Annotated in this window: 18 protein-coding genes; 7 read left to right on the forward strand and 11 right to left on the reverse strand. The window is 29.2% G+C overall.

The genetic code is table 11. From position 1 onward, the window contains the following. Positions 1 to 17: 17 nt before the first annotated feature. From J3477_RS13350 to J3477_RS13375, 6 genes are all read right to left on the reverse strand, one after another. Entirely contained in the window at positions 18 to 512 is a 495-nt protein-coding gene (locus J3477_RS13350) for a mannose/fructose/sorbose PTS transporter subunit IIB (RefSeq protein WP_206870435.1), read from the reverse strand. Between the two features lies 1 nt (position 513). Next, positions 514 to 930 (reverse strand): PTS sugar transporter subunit IIA, encoded by a 417-nt coding sequence (locus J3477_RS13355; protein ID WP_206870436.1) that lies wholly within the window; start codon positions 928 to 930, stop codon positions 514 to 516. Between the two features lie 725 nt (positions 931 to 1,655). Then, the gene (locus J3477_RS13360; RefSeq protein WP_206870437.1) at positions 1,656 to 4,421 is read right to left on the reverse strand and encodes a sigma-54-dependent transcriptional regulator; all 2,766 of its coding nucleotides are present in this window, start codon (positions 4,419 to 4,421) and stop codon (positions 1,656 to 1,658) included. Positions 4,422 to 5,082: 661 nt separating this feature from the next. Beyond that, positions 5,083 to 5,715 (reverse strand): nitroreductase family protein, encoded by a 633-nt coding sequence (locus tag J3477_RS13365; RefSeq protein WP_206870438.1) that lies wholly within the window; start codon positions 5,713 to 5,715, stop codon positions 5,083 to 5,085. A gap of 486 nt (positions 5,716 to 6,201) precedes the next feature. Then, positions 6,202 to 6,843 (reverse strand): ThuA domain-containing protein, encoded by a 642-nt coding sequence (locus J3477_RS13370; RefSeq protein ID WP_206870439.1) that lies wholly within the window; start codon positions 6,841 to 6,843, stop codon positions 6,202 to 6,204. A 16-nt stretch (positions 6,844 to 6,859) separates the two neighbouring features. After that, a complete protein-coding gene (locus J3477_RS13375) occupies positions 6,860 to 7,579 on the reverse strand; it encodes an SDR family oxidoreductase (RefSeq protein WP_206870440.1) in 720 nt (239 codons plus the stop codon). 354 nt (positions 7,580 to 7,933) lie between these two features. On the opposite strand from J3477_RS13375, the gene J3477_RS13380 reads away from it, so the two are divergent. Genes J3477_RS13380 through J3477_RS13390 form a run of 3 tightly spaced genes read left to right on the forward strand, consistent with a single transcriptional unit; the run spans position 7,934 to position 10,672 of the window. After that, positions 7,934 to 8,599 (forward strand): response regulator transcription factor, encoded by a 666-nt coding sequence (locus J3477_RS13380; protein ID WP_206870441.1) that lies wholly within the window; start codon positions 7,934 to 7,936, stop codon positions 8,597 to 8,599. Next, positions 8,589 to 9,971, forward strand: coding sequence for a HAMP domain-containing sensor histidine kinase (locus J3477_RS13385; protein WP_206870442.1), 1,383 nt, complete (start codon positions 8,589 to 8,591; stop codon positions 9,969 to 9,971). Before J3477_RS13380 ends, J3477_RS13385 begins: the two co-directional genes overlap by 11 nt. A gap of 56 nt (positions 9,972 to 10,027) precedes the next feature. Continuing rightward, entirely contained in the window at positions 10,028 to 10,672 is a 645-nt protein-coding gene (locus J3477_RS13390) for a DUF4829 domain-containing protein (RefSeq protein WP_206870443.1), read from the forward strand. A 153-nt stretch (positions 10,673 to 10,825) separates the two neighbouring features. Here the strand turns inward: J3477_RS13390 and J3477_RS13395 are convergent, their stop codons facing one another. The 5 genes from J3477_RS13395 to J3477_RS13415 all read right to left on the reverse strand — a co-directional run bounded on the left by J3477_RS13395 (position 10,826) and on the right by J3477_RS13415 (position 14,889). Further along, complete coding sequence (locus J3477_RS13395) at positions 10,826 to 11,296, reverse strand: hypothetical protein (RefSeq protein WP_206870444.1); 471 nt, start codon at positions 11,294 to 11,296, stop codon at positions 10,826 to 10,828. A 383-nt stretch (positions 11,297 to 11,679) separates the two neighbouring features. Continuing rightward, the gene (locus tag J3477_RS13400) at positions 11,680 to 12,402 is read right to left on the reverse strand and encodes a LytR/AlgR family response regulator transcription factor (RefSeq protein WP_206870445.1); all 723 of its coding nucleotides are present in this window, start codon (positions 12,400 to 12,402) and stop codon (positions 11,680 to 11,682) included. Positions 12,403 to 12,550: 148 nt separating this feature from the next. Beyond that, on the reverse strand, positions 12,551 to 13,858 hold the full coding sequence (locus J3477_RS13405; RefSeq protein ID WP_206870446.1) for a sensor histidine kinase: 1,308 nt from the start codon (positions 13,856 to 13,858) through the stop codon (positions 12,551 to 12,553). 268 nt (positions 13,859 to 14,126) lie between these two features. After that, positions 14,127 to 14,282 carry a cyclic lactone autoinducer peptide gene (locus J3477_RS13410; RefSeq protein ID WP_206870447.1) on the reverse strand — a complete coding sequence of 52 codons (156 nt, stop codon included), beginning with the start codon at positions 14,280 to 14,282 and terminating at the stop codon, positions 14,127 to 14,129. Continuing rightward, the gene (locus J3477_RS13415; protein ID WP_206870448.1) at positions 14,254 to 14,889 is read right to left on the reverse strand and encodes an accessory gene regulator B family protein; all 636 of its coding nucleotides are present in this window, start codon (positions 14,887 to 14,889) and stop codon (positions 14,254 to 14,256) included. The genes J3477_RS13410 and J3477_RS13415 overlap by 29 nt, the downstream gene beginning before the upstream one ends. A 234-nt stretch (positions 14,890 to 15,123) precedes the next feature. Here J3477_RS13415 and J3477_RS13420 point away from each other — a divergent pair, with 234 nt between their 5' ends. From J3477_RS13420 to J3477_RS13435, 4 genes are read left to right on the forward strand one after another with little or no spacing between them, the layout of a single operon-like run. Further along, positions 15,124 to 16,695, forward strand: a complete 1,572-nt coding sequence (locus J3477_RS13420) for a spore germination protein (protein WP_206870449.1) — start codon at positions 15,124 to 15,126, stop codon at positions 16,693 to 16,695. Positions 16,696 to 16,739: 44 nt separating this feature from the next. Then, positions 16,740 to 17,936 (forward strand): Ger(x)C family spore germination protein, encoded by a 1,197-nt coding sequence (locus tag J3477_RS13425; protein ID WP_206870450.1) that lies wholly within the window; start codon positions 16,740 to 16,742, stop codon positions 17,934 to 17,936. Positions 17,937 to 17,949: 13 nt separating this feature from the next. After that, positions 17,950 to 19,047, forward strand: coding sequence for a GerAB/ArcD/ProY family transporter (locus J3477_RS13430; RefSeq protein ID WP_206870451.1), 1,098 nt, complete (start codon positions 17,950 to 17,952; stop codon positions 19,045 to 19,047). 26 nt (positions 19,048 to 19,073) lie between these two features. Then, entirely contained in the window at positions 19,074 to 19,229 is a 156-nt protein-coding gene (locus J3477_RS13435; protein ID WP_206870452.1) for a hypothetical protein, read from the forward strand. Positions 19,230 to 19,251: the final 22 nt, after the last annotated feature.

The raw sequence follows: 19,251 nt of genomic DNA on the forward strand, positions 1-19,251 counted from the left end.
TTATTTCCCCCTAAATTTTACTCAAATAATCCATTTGCTTTTAATTTACTAATTAAGTCTACCTTAGGATTGCTTGCTAATTGTCTTACTTCAAGCTCGATTCCTTTTTCATGTAATTTCTTAAAAGCATCCACATCTTTTTTATCCACAGATACTGCACCTGTAACTTGAGTTTTCCCCTCCTTATAACACATTCCTCCAACGTTTACAGACTTGATATCAACACCTCCTTCAATCATTCTTAAAACATCCGTTGGATTGGTAAATAAAAACATTGTCTTAAAATCGTTGTATTTTGGATTTTTATATGCTTCAATTGCCTTATCAATAGGCAAAACATATGCTTTTACATCTGCTGGTGCTACTTGCAGCAATAATGTTTTTCTCAGTACATCCTTTGCAACTTCATCGCTACAAGCTATAATCTTATTGCACTTTGATTCCTTTACCCATACTGTTGCCACTTGTCCGTGTATTAATCTGTCGTCTATTCTTACAAAATTGATATTCATATTATAATTCCTCCACTACATCACAAAAATTTGATTTGAATGATTTTATTCCTGTATTTCCTGCTTCTTCAGCAATCTTAACTAGTTCTTCAACACTCATAGAATCTCTAAGAGCAAAAACCTCTAAAAGCATAGGTAGGTTCACACCCGTAACTATATCTGCTTTATCTTTATTTACTACAACTCTGCTTGCTGCATTGTAAGGACTTCCTCCAAAAAGATCTACCATTACTAAAAGTCCATCTTCGCAATCTAATTCTTCAATAGATTTTTCATACTTTGCCACAAGATCTTCTGAACCTTCCCCTGGATTAAAGGTTATGTATTTCAAATTATCCTGCTTACCAAATATCATTTCAGAAGAATTAACTATCTCTCTAGAAAACTCTCCGTGTGTACCAACTATTACTGCTACCATTACATTCACCCCCGGCTTTATCTTCACGCATATATTAATAGCAATTGTCATGCCAAAGTTTTGTATAAGGATTTTTTTATATGTATTCAAATAAAACATAAGTTAAAATGCACATACATGCGGCTTTTTAGCTATAGCTAATCAACTAAAATTAGTTTTAGATATTTTTTTATGCACAAGATATTTTTGTTTTTGATACCCTCCCTATAAAAATGATATTTACTCTATATTTTTGATACAAAGTAAATATCATTTGATACAACTTGATTATTTGTGCTCACTTTTTGATACATTTGATTTTTTTGCACTGATTTCATCTTGTATTTCTAGATTTCTTACACAAAAATGTGATTTTAAGCTCATAAGTCATATCTTTGTCAGCAGGTTTTATATGTATTAATAGCTATTAATGTTAATTGAAAAATAAAAAAAACTGCTAGACAGAGCTTATTAAGTTCATGTCTAGCAGGTTCTAAAGATCTAGCTATTTTAAATTATTATACTCTTTGAAATTAAGATGTTTCTATGGAGATACTATATGAGTAAGCTATTAGAATTAAATGATTTTTGGAAATGAAGTAGCGTTAAAAAACTGTATTGTCCGAACGTAGTGAGTTATACAGTTTTAGCTATTTCACTTACAAAAATCATATTAATTCTTTGCGAAACTCATTAAAGTATCGGAAGAGAGACATCTTAATTTCAACACAGTAATTAAAAAAATCCTACAATAGCATCTGACAAATAAAATACTTTTCATCCTCAGTGAGCTGTAGCTTTAGATATCTTTTAAATATCTCGCAGCTGTTGTTCACTGCTTCTACTATATTTGGATCTAAAGATTCTTTGTCATCTGTATACCTTAAGCCTTCGTTGGTTATCATTCTTTCTAATGCAATAGCAACATGGCTGATAATACTTATTTTAGTATTATTATTTATCTCTACATTTAAGTTTTCTTCTAACTTTCCTATAAACTCCATTAAGGTACCGATTATCTTTTTTGGGTTTAAATAAGTCAAGAATTCTTCTAAACTATTTTCACAGATATCTCTTATAACAACATCCTTACTGTTATTAATTACGGAGAGATTATTGCCATTTAAAAGTTCCCTTAACATACTTTCTCCATTTCCATCTATTAGTTTTTCTAAAGATATAAACGGTACCTGTTCCTTAGGCTTCTTTACTCCTATGGCTGCTACTATCGTGTATTGTTTTTGCAATTCTTTAATCTTTTTATCTAAGTCTCTTATACCAATAGGTATGATTTTCATATTTTCACCAGTCAGATTAAGTACTACTTTTTCTACTATTTCTTTAAGTTTCTCAGCAGTGCCTTTTCCTGAGCTGCACACAGTTACAATAACCTTATCCTCTACATAAATTTTCTCATTGGAATAGTCATTATAACCTTTGAAGTCTTTTAAAGAATTATATATATCTATAAGGTCCATATCTAAAATACTTGATTTTCTTACAGCTTCTAATATCAATGGAGTTGATACCATATCTATGCTTTTAACCTGGATTCCTGTTCTTTCTGTTATTGTTGTATCAAATTTAACTAAGGATCCCATATCCACTAGCAGCAATACCCCTCTTCCGTTGTCCATCTCTTTAACCCTATCTATTACTACTTCTAAGATTTTCTTTGGACTTACATCAAGTGGCATATCTACTGCACTTATATTAGAATTCCCAAGTAATCCTTTTACCACGTTCACCATACTGCTGGCAGTGGAATTTCCATGTGCTGCTACTATAATTCCTACATCACCTTTGCTCTCTTCCTCTGTTGATTTTAATAAAATCGCTATGTAGGTCACTTCTACTTCTGGCACATATAAATTAAATTTTTCACTTATTAAATCTTTTATTTTAAGAGCAACTTCATATTCTAAATCATGTATGCTTACAGTGTTGTATTTCTTTCTACTATACTCTTTTTTCTCTTTCATTCGTTTGAAAAATGCGCTCATATGAAGACTTAATGCATAAGTAAATCTATCACTATATTTTCTTCCCAATTCTTTTTCAGCTATAAATTTAACTTCTTCTGCAAAGTCTAATATATCTTTATCTACAATCTTTAATATCCTATCTTTGCTTTCATTATTTTTAGTAAATTTGTTATAAAAGCTTTTTATATGAATATTTACGTCAGTTGTTATGAATTTATTTATATAATCATCGTCTACGCCCTCTTCCTTTAATAAGGAAAGCTTATCTTCAATAAGTTTATATAGATTGAAAGGCGGTTCATAGGAATCTCCACTATCCACTACTCCCTTATATCCATCCGGACTTATTAAAATAGGAGCATCTACTATTGTATCTAGATGTTGAAATTCTCTCCTGTCTCTTACTATTTCAAAGAATCCATCCTTTATATTTGGAGTAAGAGTTTTGAAATCTAATTCAATATACTCTTTTTCATCATTAATACAATCTAAGAACCCCTTTGCGCATGTAAGCTGAATGTTTGATTTTAGTTGACCTATATTTCCATAAGTCGCACTACCAATTAAGGCTTTTACAACTTCAACTGATGCCTTTATAGGCTTATTTACTCTGTGAGCTTCATTAAGAAGTAAATACTTTATTATTTGAACTTTTTCTTCATTATCTCTCTCTTGTAATGAAGGAATATTTATTGTTATAGGTATTCTTCTCATAAAGGTTTTCAACATATACGAATCTGATTCTTCTGTAGTTGCACTTACAATCAGTACATTGGATTTTCTATTTCTTTCTGTTTCACCAAGTTTTCCATATTCACCGGTGTCCATAAAATAGAATATCATTTCCTGCCCTTCGGGAGGGAGTCTATGTATTTCATCTAGAAACAAAATACCTCCATTGGCTTTTTCCACTAACCCTTGCTTCTCAGTATCTGCACCAGTGTATGCTCCTTTTATATGTCCGAAGATATGGTCTAATAATAATTGAGAATTATTATAGTAATCTGCACAGTTGAACACTACAAAAGGAGAATTATCAGAAAACTTCCCTACAAACTTGCCGTAGTTATACATTATCTTAGCAAATAAAGTTTTCCCTACTCCAGTAGGTCCAACAATCAGTGTATTTAATCCAGACGGTGGATATAATATTGCTGCCTTTGCTTGCTCTATTTGATTTTTCAAGCTTCTTTCCGATCCTATCAATAATTTAAATGGATCTTTTTCAGTATTGCTACAAATTAATTCTCTTACACTTCTTACCTCTATGATAGAGTCCGATGAATCGATGTTCAAAACTTCTTCCACAATTCCTCTATGAATAAATCTAACTGGTCTTTCCTTTATCTTAATAATCTTACCTAGTCTCAATAGTTCATTTAATTCTCTACTCACATTGTTTCTTAGCATATTGAGTTCTTCTGCAATCTGTACTGAAGTAAACCCAACATCATCTAATATATTTTCCTTAGAAAGCTTTTTAGTATGCTCTTCTAGGTAACAATAAATCTTATCTATTTTCTTCATCTTGTCCCCCCTTATAGGCTTTCTAACTAAAGAGTTCCTTTATAAAAATGCCTTAACTCCCCTTAAATGACGTGTATGAAGGTTTTTTATACAAGAACCCTATACTTAATAACTAAGCAAATACCATGCCAATAGATGTATCATTCTATAATATATATTTAAGAACATTGCTGAAATTAAGTAGTTATGAAAGAGATGCTATATGATCTAGCAATTAGAATCAAACAATCCATATAGTCATTTATGATTGCTTTTGCTTATTTTTGATTATTTACCTTTATTTTAAATGATATCATTTACACATTCAAGGATATTTGCTCATTTCAATCAAAATATTATTTTTTGCTCAAAAAAAAGCAGATTATATATGAATTCACACATATATAATCTGCTTATATTTACTAGTTAAATTTTTATTTAGGATATGTTCAAGAAAACTATTGAAATTAATTGGTTATACAGGAGACGCTATATGAGCTAGCTATTAGAATTAAATGATTTTTTCAGATGGAATGGCGTTAAAAAACTGTACTGTTCGAACGTAGTGAGTTTACAGTTTTAGCCATGGAATATGACAAAATCATATTAATTCTTTGCGTAAGCTCATTAAAGCGTCGGATGATTAACCAATTAATTTCAACATGGTGCTTTAACAGTGCCTTTATTTATTAAAAGTTTCAAAGGTAACAAATTCACCTACAGGTCTTCTATAACCTCTCATTCTTCTCTTTGAGGTATCTTCTTTTCCCATTGTTATCAAAAGTACAGGTTCAAGGTTTTCTGGTATATTAAATAATTTACTTACTCTTTCATTATCAAAGCCTATCATTGGGCAGGTATCCCAGCCTTTGTCCTTCGCAATCATCATAAACATCATTGCTGATAAAGAAGCATTTCTTATAGCTTCATCTCTTTGGAACTCTTGTCCTCTTCCTTCATATAAATTAAACACATCGGTCATCATCTTATCGTAATCAATTTTTGAAAGCATCTTTAAACTTAACATTCCAGAATATATTGAATCCACTTTCTTATAAGCTTCCTTATCACCAAGAACTAACACAGCTGCAGATGCAGTATGTATTTTATATTGATTAAATGCAGCTTCTCTTAAAGCTTCTTTTTTCTCTTCATCCGTTATAACTAAATAATTAGCATGTTGAATATTAAAACAAGATGGTGCTAATTTTAATAAATCAAATATAGCCTCAAAATCTTCCTTAGGTATTTTCACTCCTTCTATAAAATTATTGGCAGAGTGTCTTTGTTCAATTAATGTTTTTAAATCAGCCATTTCACACCTCAATCTTCTATTACTTACTAGCACTTATATAACCTATTCACAAAGCATCAATTTTATCTGCTAGTATTATTGTTTTTAATTTACTTATGGATGAACCACTTCATACTTAAATTTATACTTTCGAATTGAAGTGGTTCATCTATAAAATAATTATTCTATATAAACGGGGAATTTATATATTCGAAGTTGTCTAACTAATGAATCTTAAATCATAAAATTAAACAAACTTACTTTATGTAAGTATAATACAATAAGTAACTTTATATTGCAAGACATTTTTAGAAATTTTTTCATGTGATTATAAAATTCTCACTGAAATGCCTAGGTTTAGCAGACATAAAAATTTTATTCCTGCCTAAATAGTAAAAAAATATACCTCTTTGGAGGTAAATTAAAATAATCTTTACAGAAAATTAAAATGCAACTCAAAGAGGTATATCTATATATGAATTTATTTATGGAGAGCTATAGTATTTTCTACAATCTTTCTTTCATTGACCAATAAATACTTCTCTTTATTATATTTCTATAAGCTTCAACTTCAAAGCTTTCCTTACTGTGTCCTGGTGATAAATACACCACTCTGCCTTTTCCGTATTCTAATGACCATGCAGCCTCATAAAGTATATTATTGTATTCATAATAAAAAAGCACTTCTTTATCAACTAGGTTGTCAAATACAAACTGATAAGGTTCTTCGTGTATTTGGAACTCAATACATTCCTTCATAATAGGGTGATTCATACTAAAATTCTTGTAATTTAACATAGTTGCTTCTGGATGCATCGTGAACTTGGCTCCTATTAGCATTGCTAATTCATAATTATTTTGTAGTGAAATTCCATTATGAATTACCACAAATGCTCCACCTTGAGCAACAAAGGTTACAAATGCTGAGGCAAGATTTTTATTTCCCTTAGCTTGCCAGCAATCTGTATAAGATATGATTAAGCTATATTCCTTAATATCTTCATAACTAAGATTACTGAAATAGTCAGTAGCTATAACTTGAAATTCATCTCCTATTATGCTCCTAAGTTCTTTTTCAACATCTTTAAGCGGATGATACATTGCATTTTCATATTCTCCAATTATTAGTATCTTTTTATATTGATCCATAATTATTACCTCTCGATTACCATTCCATTAAATTCTCTTCATAATCCATATAAACAGCTTTATCAGCTTTAAATTTATCACTGTTAAGTATTATGTTACATATGCGATCAGCAGAATATTCAGGAGTTAAAGGTGCTTCACTATCAAGCTTATCTCTCATATAAGTTCTCATCCAACCAGGATGAATAACCAAAACCTGTCCACCCTTTTCTTTAAAGCTATTATTTACTATTGTTGATTCCATATTAAGTGCAGCCTTTGACATGCAATATGCAAACCATCCTGTTCTATTGGAATTACTTATACTACCAGCTTCTGAGGATATATTTACAATTAACTTTTTTTCACCTCTAGTAAGTAACTTCATAAATACATTTATCACCTTTAATGGCCCCACTGCATTTACACTTATAACCTTTTCAATCTCTTCAAAATCCAGTTCATCTTCTATATTTTTCTCTATATCCCCTAGTATAGCTCCATTATTTACAATCAAATCTAGTTCATTGGTTACATTTTCTATAACTGTTCTAGCTTGCTTTACACTCTCAAGGTTTGAAATATCTAAATCTATAATATGTAAACTTTCAGCATTCTCTTTTTTTAAATCCTCTAACCCTTTATAGCTTGTTAGATATCTACCAGCAAAAACATTATACCCATTACTTAAAAGTTTCTTAACCAGCTCTAGCCCAAGGCCCCTGTCTGCTCCTGTAACTAACGCAAATCTACTCATATCTTTTCCTCCCAAAGCCAATAATTGTGATATATTCTCATTTATATAGGGATGTGCACTTCGTAATAAAATTTATACTTTCAAATTGAAGTGCTTAATCTTTATCTATTCAACTTAATATTAACACTTATCTTTATTTATGTAAGGTACTCATTATTTAGATTTAGGTGATTATTTTTAGGAAGTTTGTGTAGCAAAGTAATTTCAACACAGTTCTTTACCTCACCGAAATATAAGATTCATTACAAAGTTATACATCTATTTGTAACTATTAAAATAGAAATATTTGTATAATCATGCTATAGTTGACTTTGTAAGACTCTATAAGCAAAATTTATTATGAGGTGATTATAGTTGTTTAATATAGCCTTAGTTGAAGATGATTTTACTATATCGGAAGGCATAAATTATGCATTAAAAAAGAAAGGGTATAACTGTTATAGATTTTATGAAGGGGATACCTTTTTAGAACAAGCTCCTAGCATGAGAATAGATTTAATAATTATGGATGTGATGCTGCCAATCAAAGATGGTTTTCAAATTAGTAATGAATATTTAAAATCACATAGTACGCCGATTATATTCTTAACTGCAAGAGGTAGCATTGAAGATAAACTCAAAGGACTTGGACTTGGCGCGGAGGATTACCTAACAAAACCTTTTGACTTAAGAGAACTACTGATGAGAATTGATATTGTGCTAAGAAGAAGCTGTAAGAATTTTAATTCTTATAATATCAATGAAGAAACAATAATAAATTTTTCGTCTAAAGAAGTTCTTGTATCTGGTATCTCCGCAAATCTAAATCCTAAAGAATATGAATTATTAGTCTATCTTATAGAAAATAAAGGAATTGTATTAACTAGAGATAAAATAATTGAAAAAGTTTGGGGATATGATTTTGATGGTGCTGATAGAACTGTAGATATAAATATTACAAGAATTAGAAAGAAGCTAAAACTTAAAAGTAAACGACCTATTACCACTGTATTTGGCATGGGGTATAAGTATGAAGATTAAAGTCAATAGTATAAAATCCAAGTTTATATTATCATCCATATTGATATTTTTCTTTGCTACAGTTTTTCTAAATATATATCTAAGTTCTTTGCTTCAAAAATCATATTCAAATAGAATTAAAAGAGATTGTGATATACTATACTCTAGCTCTAGGGACTATATTTATAGATATGCCAAACTTCAAAGTATTGATATAGATCAAACCAACATAGTATATTTAGCCAAAAGTATTGCTGGAGGAATAACTTCCCTTAATCCTACATATATAAGAATTTTAGATAAGGACTTAAATGTACTTTGTGAGGTAAATAAAGATTTAGAAAGAGAATATATCCTATTTAGCGATGACTTAAAAGCTGCACGGAATAATAACGCTACAACTACCATCACCAAAATAAACAATAAATATATCTCTTCCTTTTCCTACGGACTATATTTCAATGATAATCTAGTAGCTATAATCAATTTTAAGAGTGATTACAGCTATTTATTTGAGGAGAAAAATAAAATTATTTTCAATCTAAACATTATAATGCTCCTTATGTTTATATTATTTACTGTCATAATATTTTATCTAACAAATAGAATTACTAATCCTCTATATAAGCTTATAAATATTGTTGAGCGAATTTCAAAGGGTTCCTACGATACTGAAATCAACATTAAAAGCAATGATGAGGTTGGAATACTGGCTTCTGAATTTAAGGTTATGCAAGACAACATAAAAGAAAACCTAGATACAATAAAAAACTTAGAACTTTATAGGCGAGACTTCTTTAACAATGTAACCCATGAACTAAAGACACCTCTTACTGGTATAAAGCTTTATTCTGACTTATTAGAGCAAAACTATAACGACACTGATCTGGTCATTACTGCTGCAGATAGAATAAAAAATGAAAGCAATAGATTATATTCGCTGGTTGATAATCTACTTGAAGTATCAAAAGGAAAGATATCTAAAGCTCAAGAAAACCTTAATGAAATAAATATAAAACCTATTGCTGAAACAATAGTATCTGATATGCAACTTATAGCATCAGCAAAGAATATAAAAATTGCTTATGATATTTCAGATATTCATGTAAGAGCCTATACCAATCATATTGTTCAACTTCTTATAAATATAATAGATAACTCTATTAAATATGGTTTAGAGGGAGGTAATGTATATCTCTCAATATCAAGAAAAGATAGTTTATGTAACATAAATATTAAAAACTCAAAAACCAATGAAAATGTTTCTACTATAACCGGAAATGGTATTGGGCTTTTTATCGTAGATAGCATAGTTACTAAGCTTAGCGGAAGTCTTATAATTAAGAATACTTTAAACACCTTTGAAGTAAATATAAAAATCCCTTGTCTTTGAAATAACTTTGAAATATCTAAAGCTTATTATTAAATCAAAGAAAAGGAGATTATGATATGAAAAAACTTATTATTTTAATATGCTCATCATTACTATTTTTACAAGGCTGTGACTCAGCTCCCTTAGAATCAAAGATAACTATTGCAGAAAATGTAATGAAAGATTCAGCAGCGAACCAAAAAAATGTAGATATCAAGAAAATAATTCAAACTAAACTTACCTTTAAGCAAGAAACTAAAACTGAAGAAGAAAAACTTATTGAATCTTATATAGTTGCAGAGACAAATGGTGATCAGAAAAAGCTGAAAGATATCTTCTATCCAGCACCACATAATGAATCTATAACTAACGATAGCGGAACAAATTATGAAAATGTAACAGAAGAATTAACAATTCTAAAGATGTGGCAATTGCCTGAAGCACAGTGGAGAGAGCCAAAAATGGTTAAACTATCAGATGGTCAATTCTATAATATGAATCCCTACTATTACTTTTACCCTGAAAGAGTAAACGATACTCCACACAAAGAGGTTAAGGTAATTGCTGTAGAAACTTATAAAAAATGTACTCCTGAGTCCGATAAAATAGCCCAATATGGATCTGGAGCCTACACTAATTTTTATGTCTTGATAAAAGAAAATTCCACTAGCTCTTGGAAGATACTTGATTTTTATTTTGAATCTACAAGCAATCTCAAATAATCCATTAAAGGTATGACTGTAGGGTAACTTAATTTACACTAAGTATTTTTATTGATTAAATAAAATATATAACAAAAAATAAGTGTACGTATTTTGTCGACTAAGAATAATCTTATGTCTATAATACTTACACTTATTCATATATATTTGCTCTTATTCAATTTTCACAAAACAATTCATATCAATTCTTCTTGAAAATATATCTGAACCCTTTATTTCATGCGGTATATAGGTATAAAAACCCGAAATAGTTTTCATATTATTTTTTTCTATATATAGTTTTAATTCTTTAACAGCATTTTGAAACTCTAGAAGTACTCCGTTATACTCTAGCATCACCACATTCTCCCACATCAGCTCTTCATATGTTTTGTATAAGCCTTCTACCTTTTTTAAACCATCCTCTGAAGAGATAACATAAATCTCACTTTCTTCCACATTTACGTTTTCAATATTTTTCACCATTTTATTGGTTGCTATTTGCGGATAAACGTCTATACCTTTTTCCCTAAGGCAGCTATAAAAATTTTTAACTTCTGGAATTATATCATCTTTACATCCATTTAATGAAACCTTTATCAAATTACTAAATACTATTTCTTTATATACATTTATACTCCTCATGCTTCTTACGACAAACCTTTTCTATTTCTACAGTTTTCTAGTCTAAATTTGTCTTTCTCCTTTCTAATGATAAATTATTAAAATCATATCTATATCCATATAAAGTAAAAGTATATACTTTGAAAAAATATAATACCTCCGTATATTTCTTTAAATAACATGGATTGCTATAATACTAATTTATCATTAAAATATGAGTTTTTATCAGCTTATGCATAAGTTGTTAATTTCTTATCATAACCGTATCCTATTAAATTTAATTTGTTTCATTTATGTTAGTTTTTTTACTCATCTGTCTTTTCAGATCTAAGTGAGAAATGAAAAAATCGCTGAAGTGACTTTGTAAACAGTAAACAAGGGAGCTTAAAAGCTCCCTATAAAAACTATTTAATAAACCCTTTAGCACAACGACTAGATATTATGCACTCTTCTCCATTAATCATATATGCTATTCTGTTCTTTATATCTAATTCTTTAATGTTGTTCTTATTTATAATATATGATTTATGACATCTATAAAATCTAGAGTCAAGCTTTTCTTCTATATCACTAATCTTTCCATTAAACTCAATTTGCCTATCAGTAGCATGGACGATAACTTTTCTAACAGTTTTAGAGGTTTCAAAAAAAAGTATTTTATCTAATTCTAAATTTATTATTCTTTCATTCAACTTAATACTAAAGATTTCATCATCATTTTCTTTACTGCTATATCTATTATTAGCCTCTAAGATACAGTCTTTTATCCTTTTTTCCACTTCATTATATTTGTCTTTAATTATGTAATCCATTGCTTCTACCTTATATGTAAAAGTCAAATAGCTCATCTCACTATGGGTAGTAACAAATACTATAAAGCCTTTGGAATCAATTTTTCTGATCTCTGCAGCAAGTGCTATCCCACTAACTTCTTCTTTTAAATCCACATCTAAAAAATATAATCCTGCTACATCATTTCTACTTATATAATCAAGCAGTTCTTTAGATTTATTTGTAACTACAGCTATTTCCATATCAAGATTTTCAATAATTATAGTATTTTCAACTATCTTTTTATAATATTGCCTCTGTTTATCATTATCTTCACAAATAAAAACCTTTAGCATCTCAATCCCCTCCAGATCCACAAACATCACTCATGTACGAACAAGTTGTCACCATTAATTATACCACAAACATTAGAATTAACACAAAATAATATTCAAGTAACTTTTTTTAAAAATTATTTTTAAAGGCATTGTTAAAATTAAGTGGTTATGCAGGAGATTCTATATTCATTCTCTGGAAGAAAGTATTATTTTCAACTATTGTATCTAAAAAGATATTATCGTACTTGTCTAAAATTAATTTTAAGTTACTTAACCCTACTCCTCTATTTTCGCCTTTTGTTGAATATCCTTTTTTATTTAATTTATATATTGGCGGAACATCATCTAAACAGCTATTAATTATTATTACTTCTAAAGAATATTCTTTTTTAATAATTCCTACTTTTATCATAGGACTTGGACACTTTTCAGCAGCTTCAATAGCATTATCTAACAATATGCCCAAAGCTCTTACTATATCTATAATACCCATGTATACTTTTAATATAGGTTCTGCCACATCTATATCAACATCAATACCTATTTCTTGTGCCCTTATCAATTTTGATGATAGAATTCCTTTTATCTCAGGAATCTTTATATTTTTAAGAAGATCTATTTTTGATTTACTTCTTCCTATTTCAGTACTTAATGGAACTATATTTTTAGTAAAATGATTTTTTAAACCCTCCATATCATTATCATCCATATACCCTATCATTGAGGATATTATATTTACATAATCATGCTTAAATACTCTCATCTCACTGTAAAGATTTTCTAAATTTTCAGTATACTTCTGTAAACTTTCAAAATGTGCTTGCTTGTTTTGAATTTCCATTTCTTTTGTTATACTCTTAAAAAGCACATACATTATAATACAAAAGAAAATGCAATAGATAAAAAATATAATCCCATTTAGTTTTAATATTTCATTTGTAAAACCTAATTTTCCACCTAGCATTATGTTTATGTAAAATATCATCAAAGTAACTATAAGACTCAATATTATTATAAGACTAAACTTTTTTGTTAACTCAAAATTAATAACTTTTAGCTTTTTATCTATAAAACATCTTACAGCTCTACTAATAATCAATATAACAAACACAGTTGCAATAAGAGAAAATATGTACGTTATATTATTATATGAGTAATTAATATCTATATTAAAAACATAAATATTAATGCAACTTACTATATAATCTGATACCACACTTATTATGGTTGCCAATAGTGGCAGCAGGATACTTACAATTATTTTTTCATGCTTTTTATAAATGAAAAACATAAAAGCAATATCTATAGGGATTATGCTTAAATAACTTAGAAAAAGACCAACAGGAACAGCTATAATTAAAGTTGCAATGATTATACAAATGGTCTCTTTTTTAGTAAATTTTAAGGTTGCCAAGTTCATTATAGCTATAAACAATAAAAAAATCGTTATTAAAATATCTAAAAAATTCGTCATAAGTTCCCCCTTAAAAAATAATCATATCCAATTATATCACATTTTTTACTTTTTACATTTATTGAGTATTATTTTGTAATTTAATTCAAATAGAACCATTTTTCTGTTTGATATAACAATTTCTCACTATAATCTAATATATAAACTTATTATATAACCACTTAATTTCAGTCCGTTGATTTAATAGCGCCATTATCTAATGGCGAGCAAAAAAACAGGCTTCTTTACCTATACTAGTAAAAAAGCCTGTTTTAATGTTTAATATATATTATTTATTTTTGTCTTTTATTATTTCAAGCATAGCTTTTGGTTCATAAAAGTATCCTATCATGCATTTTCCAGTAGCTTTATCACTTATTTTTATTGATGCCTCTCCTACAGTTTTAGCTAATTTTTCAAATAATTGATTCTTCATATTGTTCATAATTATTATACCTCCTATTTAAAACTTTGTATGTTATTGGTAATATGCTTAAAACTTCGAAAATCGAAGCTAAAGTTATCAAATTAGTTACAATATAATTAGTACTCATTAATGCTAGCATCATCAATATTACTCCTGTAATAACAGCTTTTTTCTTAAGACTTTTTCTTAAGGCCTGTCCAATTAAAGGATGATATTCTGTATCTGCCGGTGCATACATATATAAAGCAATATTAATAATGATAAATATACAGAAAATAATATACCTATTAACTTGTACCAAATTACTCATATAACCGCCAATTACATAGAGCATTAAAGAAGTTATCGTGCATACAATACTGTTCTTTGCATGCAATCCAAAAGCCTTACTACGTATAGCACCTAAAACTATTGTAATTATTGTTGTTTCTATAACCAAATGAAGCTTTACAGAAATCAAAAATATCAATATAAATTTAGATATATTAATTAATAGTATTTCAATACCAAGCTTAACCTTTTGTAATTCAATGCCGTCCTTCTGAATTACTTTATTAATCTTCATCGCAATCTTATCAGCAAGCTTTTCCATTATGGTCATATCGTTAGATAGCTTCTCCTCCATCCTAAAACACCTCTAAATAAATTATAACAAACCGTAAGTAATTTAATGTTTTGTAGCATAAAATGTAGTTTTTCAGTCATAACCGTAAAAGTTAAAACAAGTTTCAGCATTATACGTCATATATTTTTCCACAACCGTATTTTTAATCCTAATAGAATTAAAAGATAGAATATTTTATCCTTTAGTGTTGACACTATAGTTATAAATCTATAATTATCTAGGAAGTTATTTACTATGAATATTTTAAAAAACTTATTAAGTAAATTTGAATCAACAAATAAAAATTCTGATATTTCTTTACATAGTACGACTTTTTCAACTAACAACAGTGATAAACTTTCAAACAGTTTAAAGATAAATATTGGTTTAATAAAAGATATATTTTCAGATATCTCAGATATAACCTATACAGACTTAAAGATAAATAATTCTATAGAAGGTACCTTAATATTTCTGAATAATTTTATTGACAAAAAAATTGTTAGTGAAGATTTATTAAGACCACTAATACATTTTAACAAATCCGAAATTTCAGCCAACTATATTAAAACTGAAAATATACATGACTATATAAAAACCAATATCTTTCTACCTTCTATTGAAGATAGTGAATTGTTGAATATAGTAATAGATTCTATACTTTCCGGCAAAGTTGCATTAATAGTAGATGGTTTATCAAAAGCTTTATTAATGGAATTAAGGAAGCTTCCGAAGCGAAGTATTTCTGAATCAATCATTGAACCAGTTATTAGAGGTCCTAGAGATGGCTTTACCGAAGATATAGAAACAAATATAACCTTAATCAGAAGAAGGCTAAAGACTCCTAAATTAAAAGTCAGAACAACAAAAATCGGAAAACTATCTCAAACTGACACAGCTATTACCTATTTAGATGGAATTGCAGAAAAATCTTTAGTAGATGAAATTACAAATAAGCTCTCTAAGATTGAAATCGACGCAATACTAGAAAGCGGATATGTAGAGGAACTGCTTCAATCCAGTAAATTTTCCGTTTTTTCTGAGTTTGGATACACAGAAAGGCCTGACCGACTTGCAAGTGCGCTACTTGAAGGGCATGTTGGTATTATTGTAGACAATACTCCAATAGTTCTGATAGCTCCTCAAACATTTTTTCAATCAATGCAATCAAGCGAAGATTATTATCAAAATTATATAGCTACTTTGCTTTTGAGATTTATAAGATATATTTTTTTGATAAATGCATTATTACTACCTTCTTTTTATATAGCTGTTTTATGTTTTCATCAAGGTATGATTCCACGAAATTTATTGTTAACAATAATAGCTTCCAGGCAAGGAGTACCATTTCCTGTATTAGTTGAAGCCTTACTGATGGAAGTTTTCTTTGAAGGGTTGAGAGAGGCCGGAATAAGGCTTCCTAGTCCAGCAGGTCAAACAGTAAGTATAGTTGGTGCCTTAGTAATAGGTGAAGCGGCTGTAAAAGCTGGTATAGTTTCTTCTTCCATGGTAATAATCGTTTCAATTACAGGTATTTCATCCTTTATAATTCCTAGGTACAATCTAGCTTTATCAATACGTATCCTTAGATTTGGAATAATGATTTTGTCTGGTACCTTGGGATTATATGGACTTTATATGGGCGTATTATTTCTTTTAATCCATCTAGCTAAAATTGAGTCCTTTGGAATCCCTTATCTTGCTCCATTAGCTCCATTAACTTTCTCAAGCATGAAGGATACTTTAATGAGAATGCCCTGGTGGGGAGTAAAAAAACGCCCTAGCTATATTCAAGATAATAATTTGAAAAGGCATAAAGTTAAATAAAACCCGTTATATGAACCAGTTTGCATTAATTGGAGAACAATACTATGAAAAAAAACTTACTAACTATAATCTTAATATTAACTATATTACTAACTGGATGCTGGGATAATAAGGACATAAACGATTTAATTATTGTATCAAGTATGGCTATTGATAAAGGTGAAAATGATAATTTAGATGTGACCTTATTATGCATACGTCCAACATCACAAAAGTCATCCGAAAATGAGAAAATTAGTCAAAATAATGATGTGATTGTCTTTTCTTCAGGAGGTGAAGACATCATGGATGCTTGCAATAAAATCTCTAAAAAAATATCTAGAAATTTATTTTTCTCACAAATGGAGAATGTTTTGATAGGCGAGTACCTTGCCAGAGAAAATGCTGCAGAATATCTGGATTTTTTTCCACGGCATCCAGAACCACATTTAAAGACTCATATTTTTTTGACCAAAGGAAATGCAAGTAAAATTTTCGATAACGATTCCTCATTAGAAAGAAATATTGCACAAGAGATAGATAAATTAAAATCCTTAAATCTAAAAGCCGAAGTTCAGTTAAAAGATTTTTTCATTTCATTAACAGAAGAGGGTATTGATCCCATAATTCCATTACTTGAAATTACACGATCAGGTAAAGAAAATACTTCGTCTACTGCTTCTGTAGCTAGTATAACTGGAGCTGGGATATTTAACAAATCAAAGTTAGTTGACTTTATAGATTATGATGCTTATAGAGGAGTGCTTTACATACAAAATAAAATTAAACTTGGATCAGGAACTGTGACCTTTCCAAAAGACTCAGGTGGTGGAAAAATTACTGCTAAGGTTTTAAATAATATGACAAAAATAACACCTATTTTGGATAAGGATGGATTAAGCGTAAAAATACGGATTAAAACTAAAGCTCATATATCTGAGAATACAACTAAACTAGATTTAACGAAATCTTCAGTAATTAACGAAATTGATACTTTATTTGAGAATAGAATAAAAAATTTAGCAGAATCTGCTATAGATAAAGCAAAAAATAAAAATTGCTCTGATGTGTTTGGGTTTGGTTCCATAGTTCGTGGAAAGTACCCTAAACAATGGGAGGATCAATACAAAAAAGATTGGAAAACCCTATTACCATCATTAAAAGTATCAGTTGTTTGTGATGTAGATATAACTGAAATAGGTTTTGATGCTAACTCCCTCCAATTAAAAGAAGAGGATATCTTAAAGCAATTTTACAAATAAAGGGGATATATTTTTGAATAAGATTTCTAATTTTCAATTATTTGCTCTAGTTTCATTTTATCAAATTGGTACAACTGTAATATTTGGTTTTTCTTCTGATGCTGGCAGAGCTGCCTGGATATCCGTATTAATCTGCACTTTTATAGGTATCCTTATAAATTACATATATATAAAAATTTATTCACTAAATCCAGGGCTCTCATTAGTAGAATGGTATCCTAAGCAGTTTGGCAAGTGGCTTGGTACCCCTATTTCTTGGATGTATACTATTCAATTTTTATATGTAGGTGGCCGTATTATTGGAGATTTACGGTCATTAATTCCAAATACCCTTTTGCCGAACACTCCTCATATTGTAACTTCATTAGTATTAATATTTGTTGCTAGTTATGCAGTATTTTCAGGCATAGAAGTAATTGGACGGCTTGGTGAACTTTTTGTACCAATCACTTCTATTATTTCAATATTAATTATTGTATTAATATTTAGTTCAGACATTATACATTTACAATATCTCAAACCATACTTAGGCAAAGGCTGGAAGGATATCTGGAAGGCTGTTTTTCCATTAGGCATAACTCAAACCTTTGGGCAAAGTATAGAACTTGCAATGATATATCCTTTTGTTAACAATAAAAATAAACTTAATAGAACCGTTTTAATCGCAACCTTACTTTCTGGAATTTTTATATCTGCATTAGATTTTTTTGCAGTAGCTGTTCTAGGTGAAACCATTTTTTCAAGAAGTATTTTCCCAATGTTTAGATTAGTTCGATTAATAAAAATAGGTGAATTCATACAAAACCTCGATGCACTAAACGTACTATTATTCCTTACTACTGCATTCTTTAAAATTTGTATTCACCTTTATTCAGGAGTTCGTGGGATTCAACAACTTACATATACAAAAAGCCACAGAATATTCGTTATCCCTGCCGCAGCAATAATATTATACCTTGGTATGTCAATGGCCTCTAACTCTACTGAGCATATAGAAGCAGGTCTAAAAATCATCCCCTACAATCTATGGCTTTTGTTATTTTACATACTTCCTATCATATTATTAATCGTCTCTTTAATGAGAAAAAAACTATTAAGCGATAACCATTAGCCACATCTTAGGAGCTGAGTGTTACTATGAAAGATTTTATATTTGCGTGGAAATCAAAGATTATGATAACAAAACCTTGGCTTATGCCAATATTGTTATTCACCTTAGGAGTTTTACTATCCTTCATTACTTACATACGAGAAAAGCATGTTACAAAAAATGAAAATCATAATAATAGATGAATTCTTATATTAATTGTATCAT

The sequence above is a fragment of the Clostridium zeae genome (assembly GCF_017312485.1).
Classification (GTDB): Bacteria; Bacillota; Clostridia; order Clostridiales; family Clostridiaceae; genus Clostridium_AR; species Clostridium_AR zeae.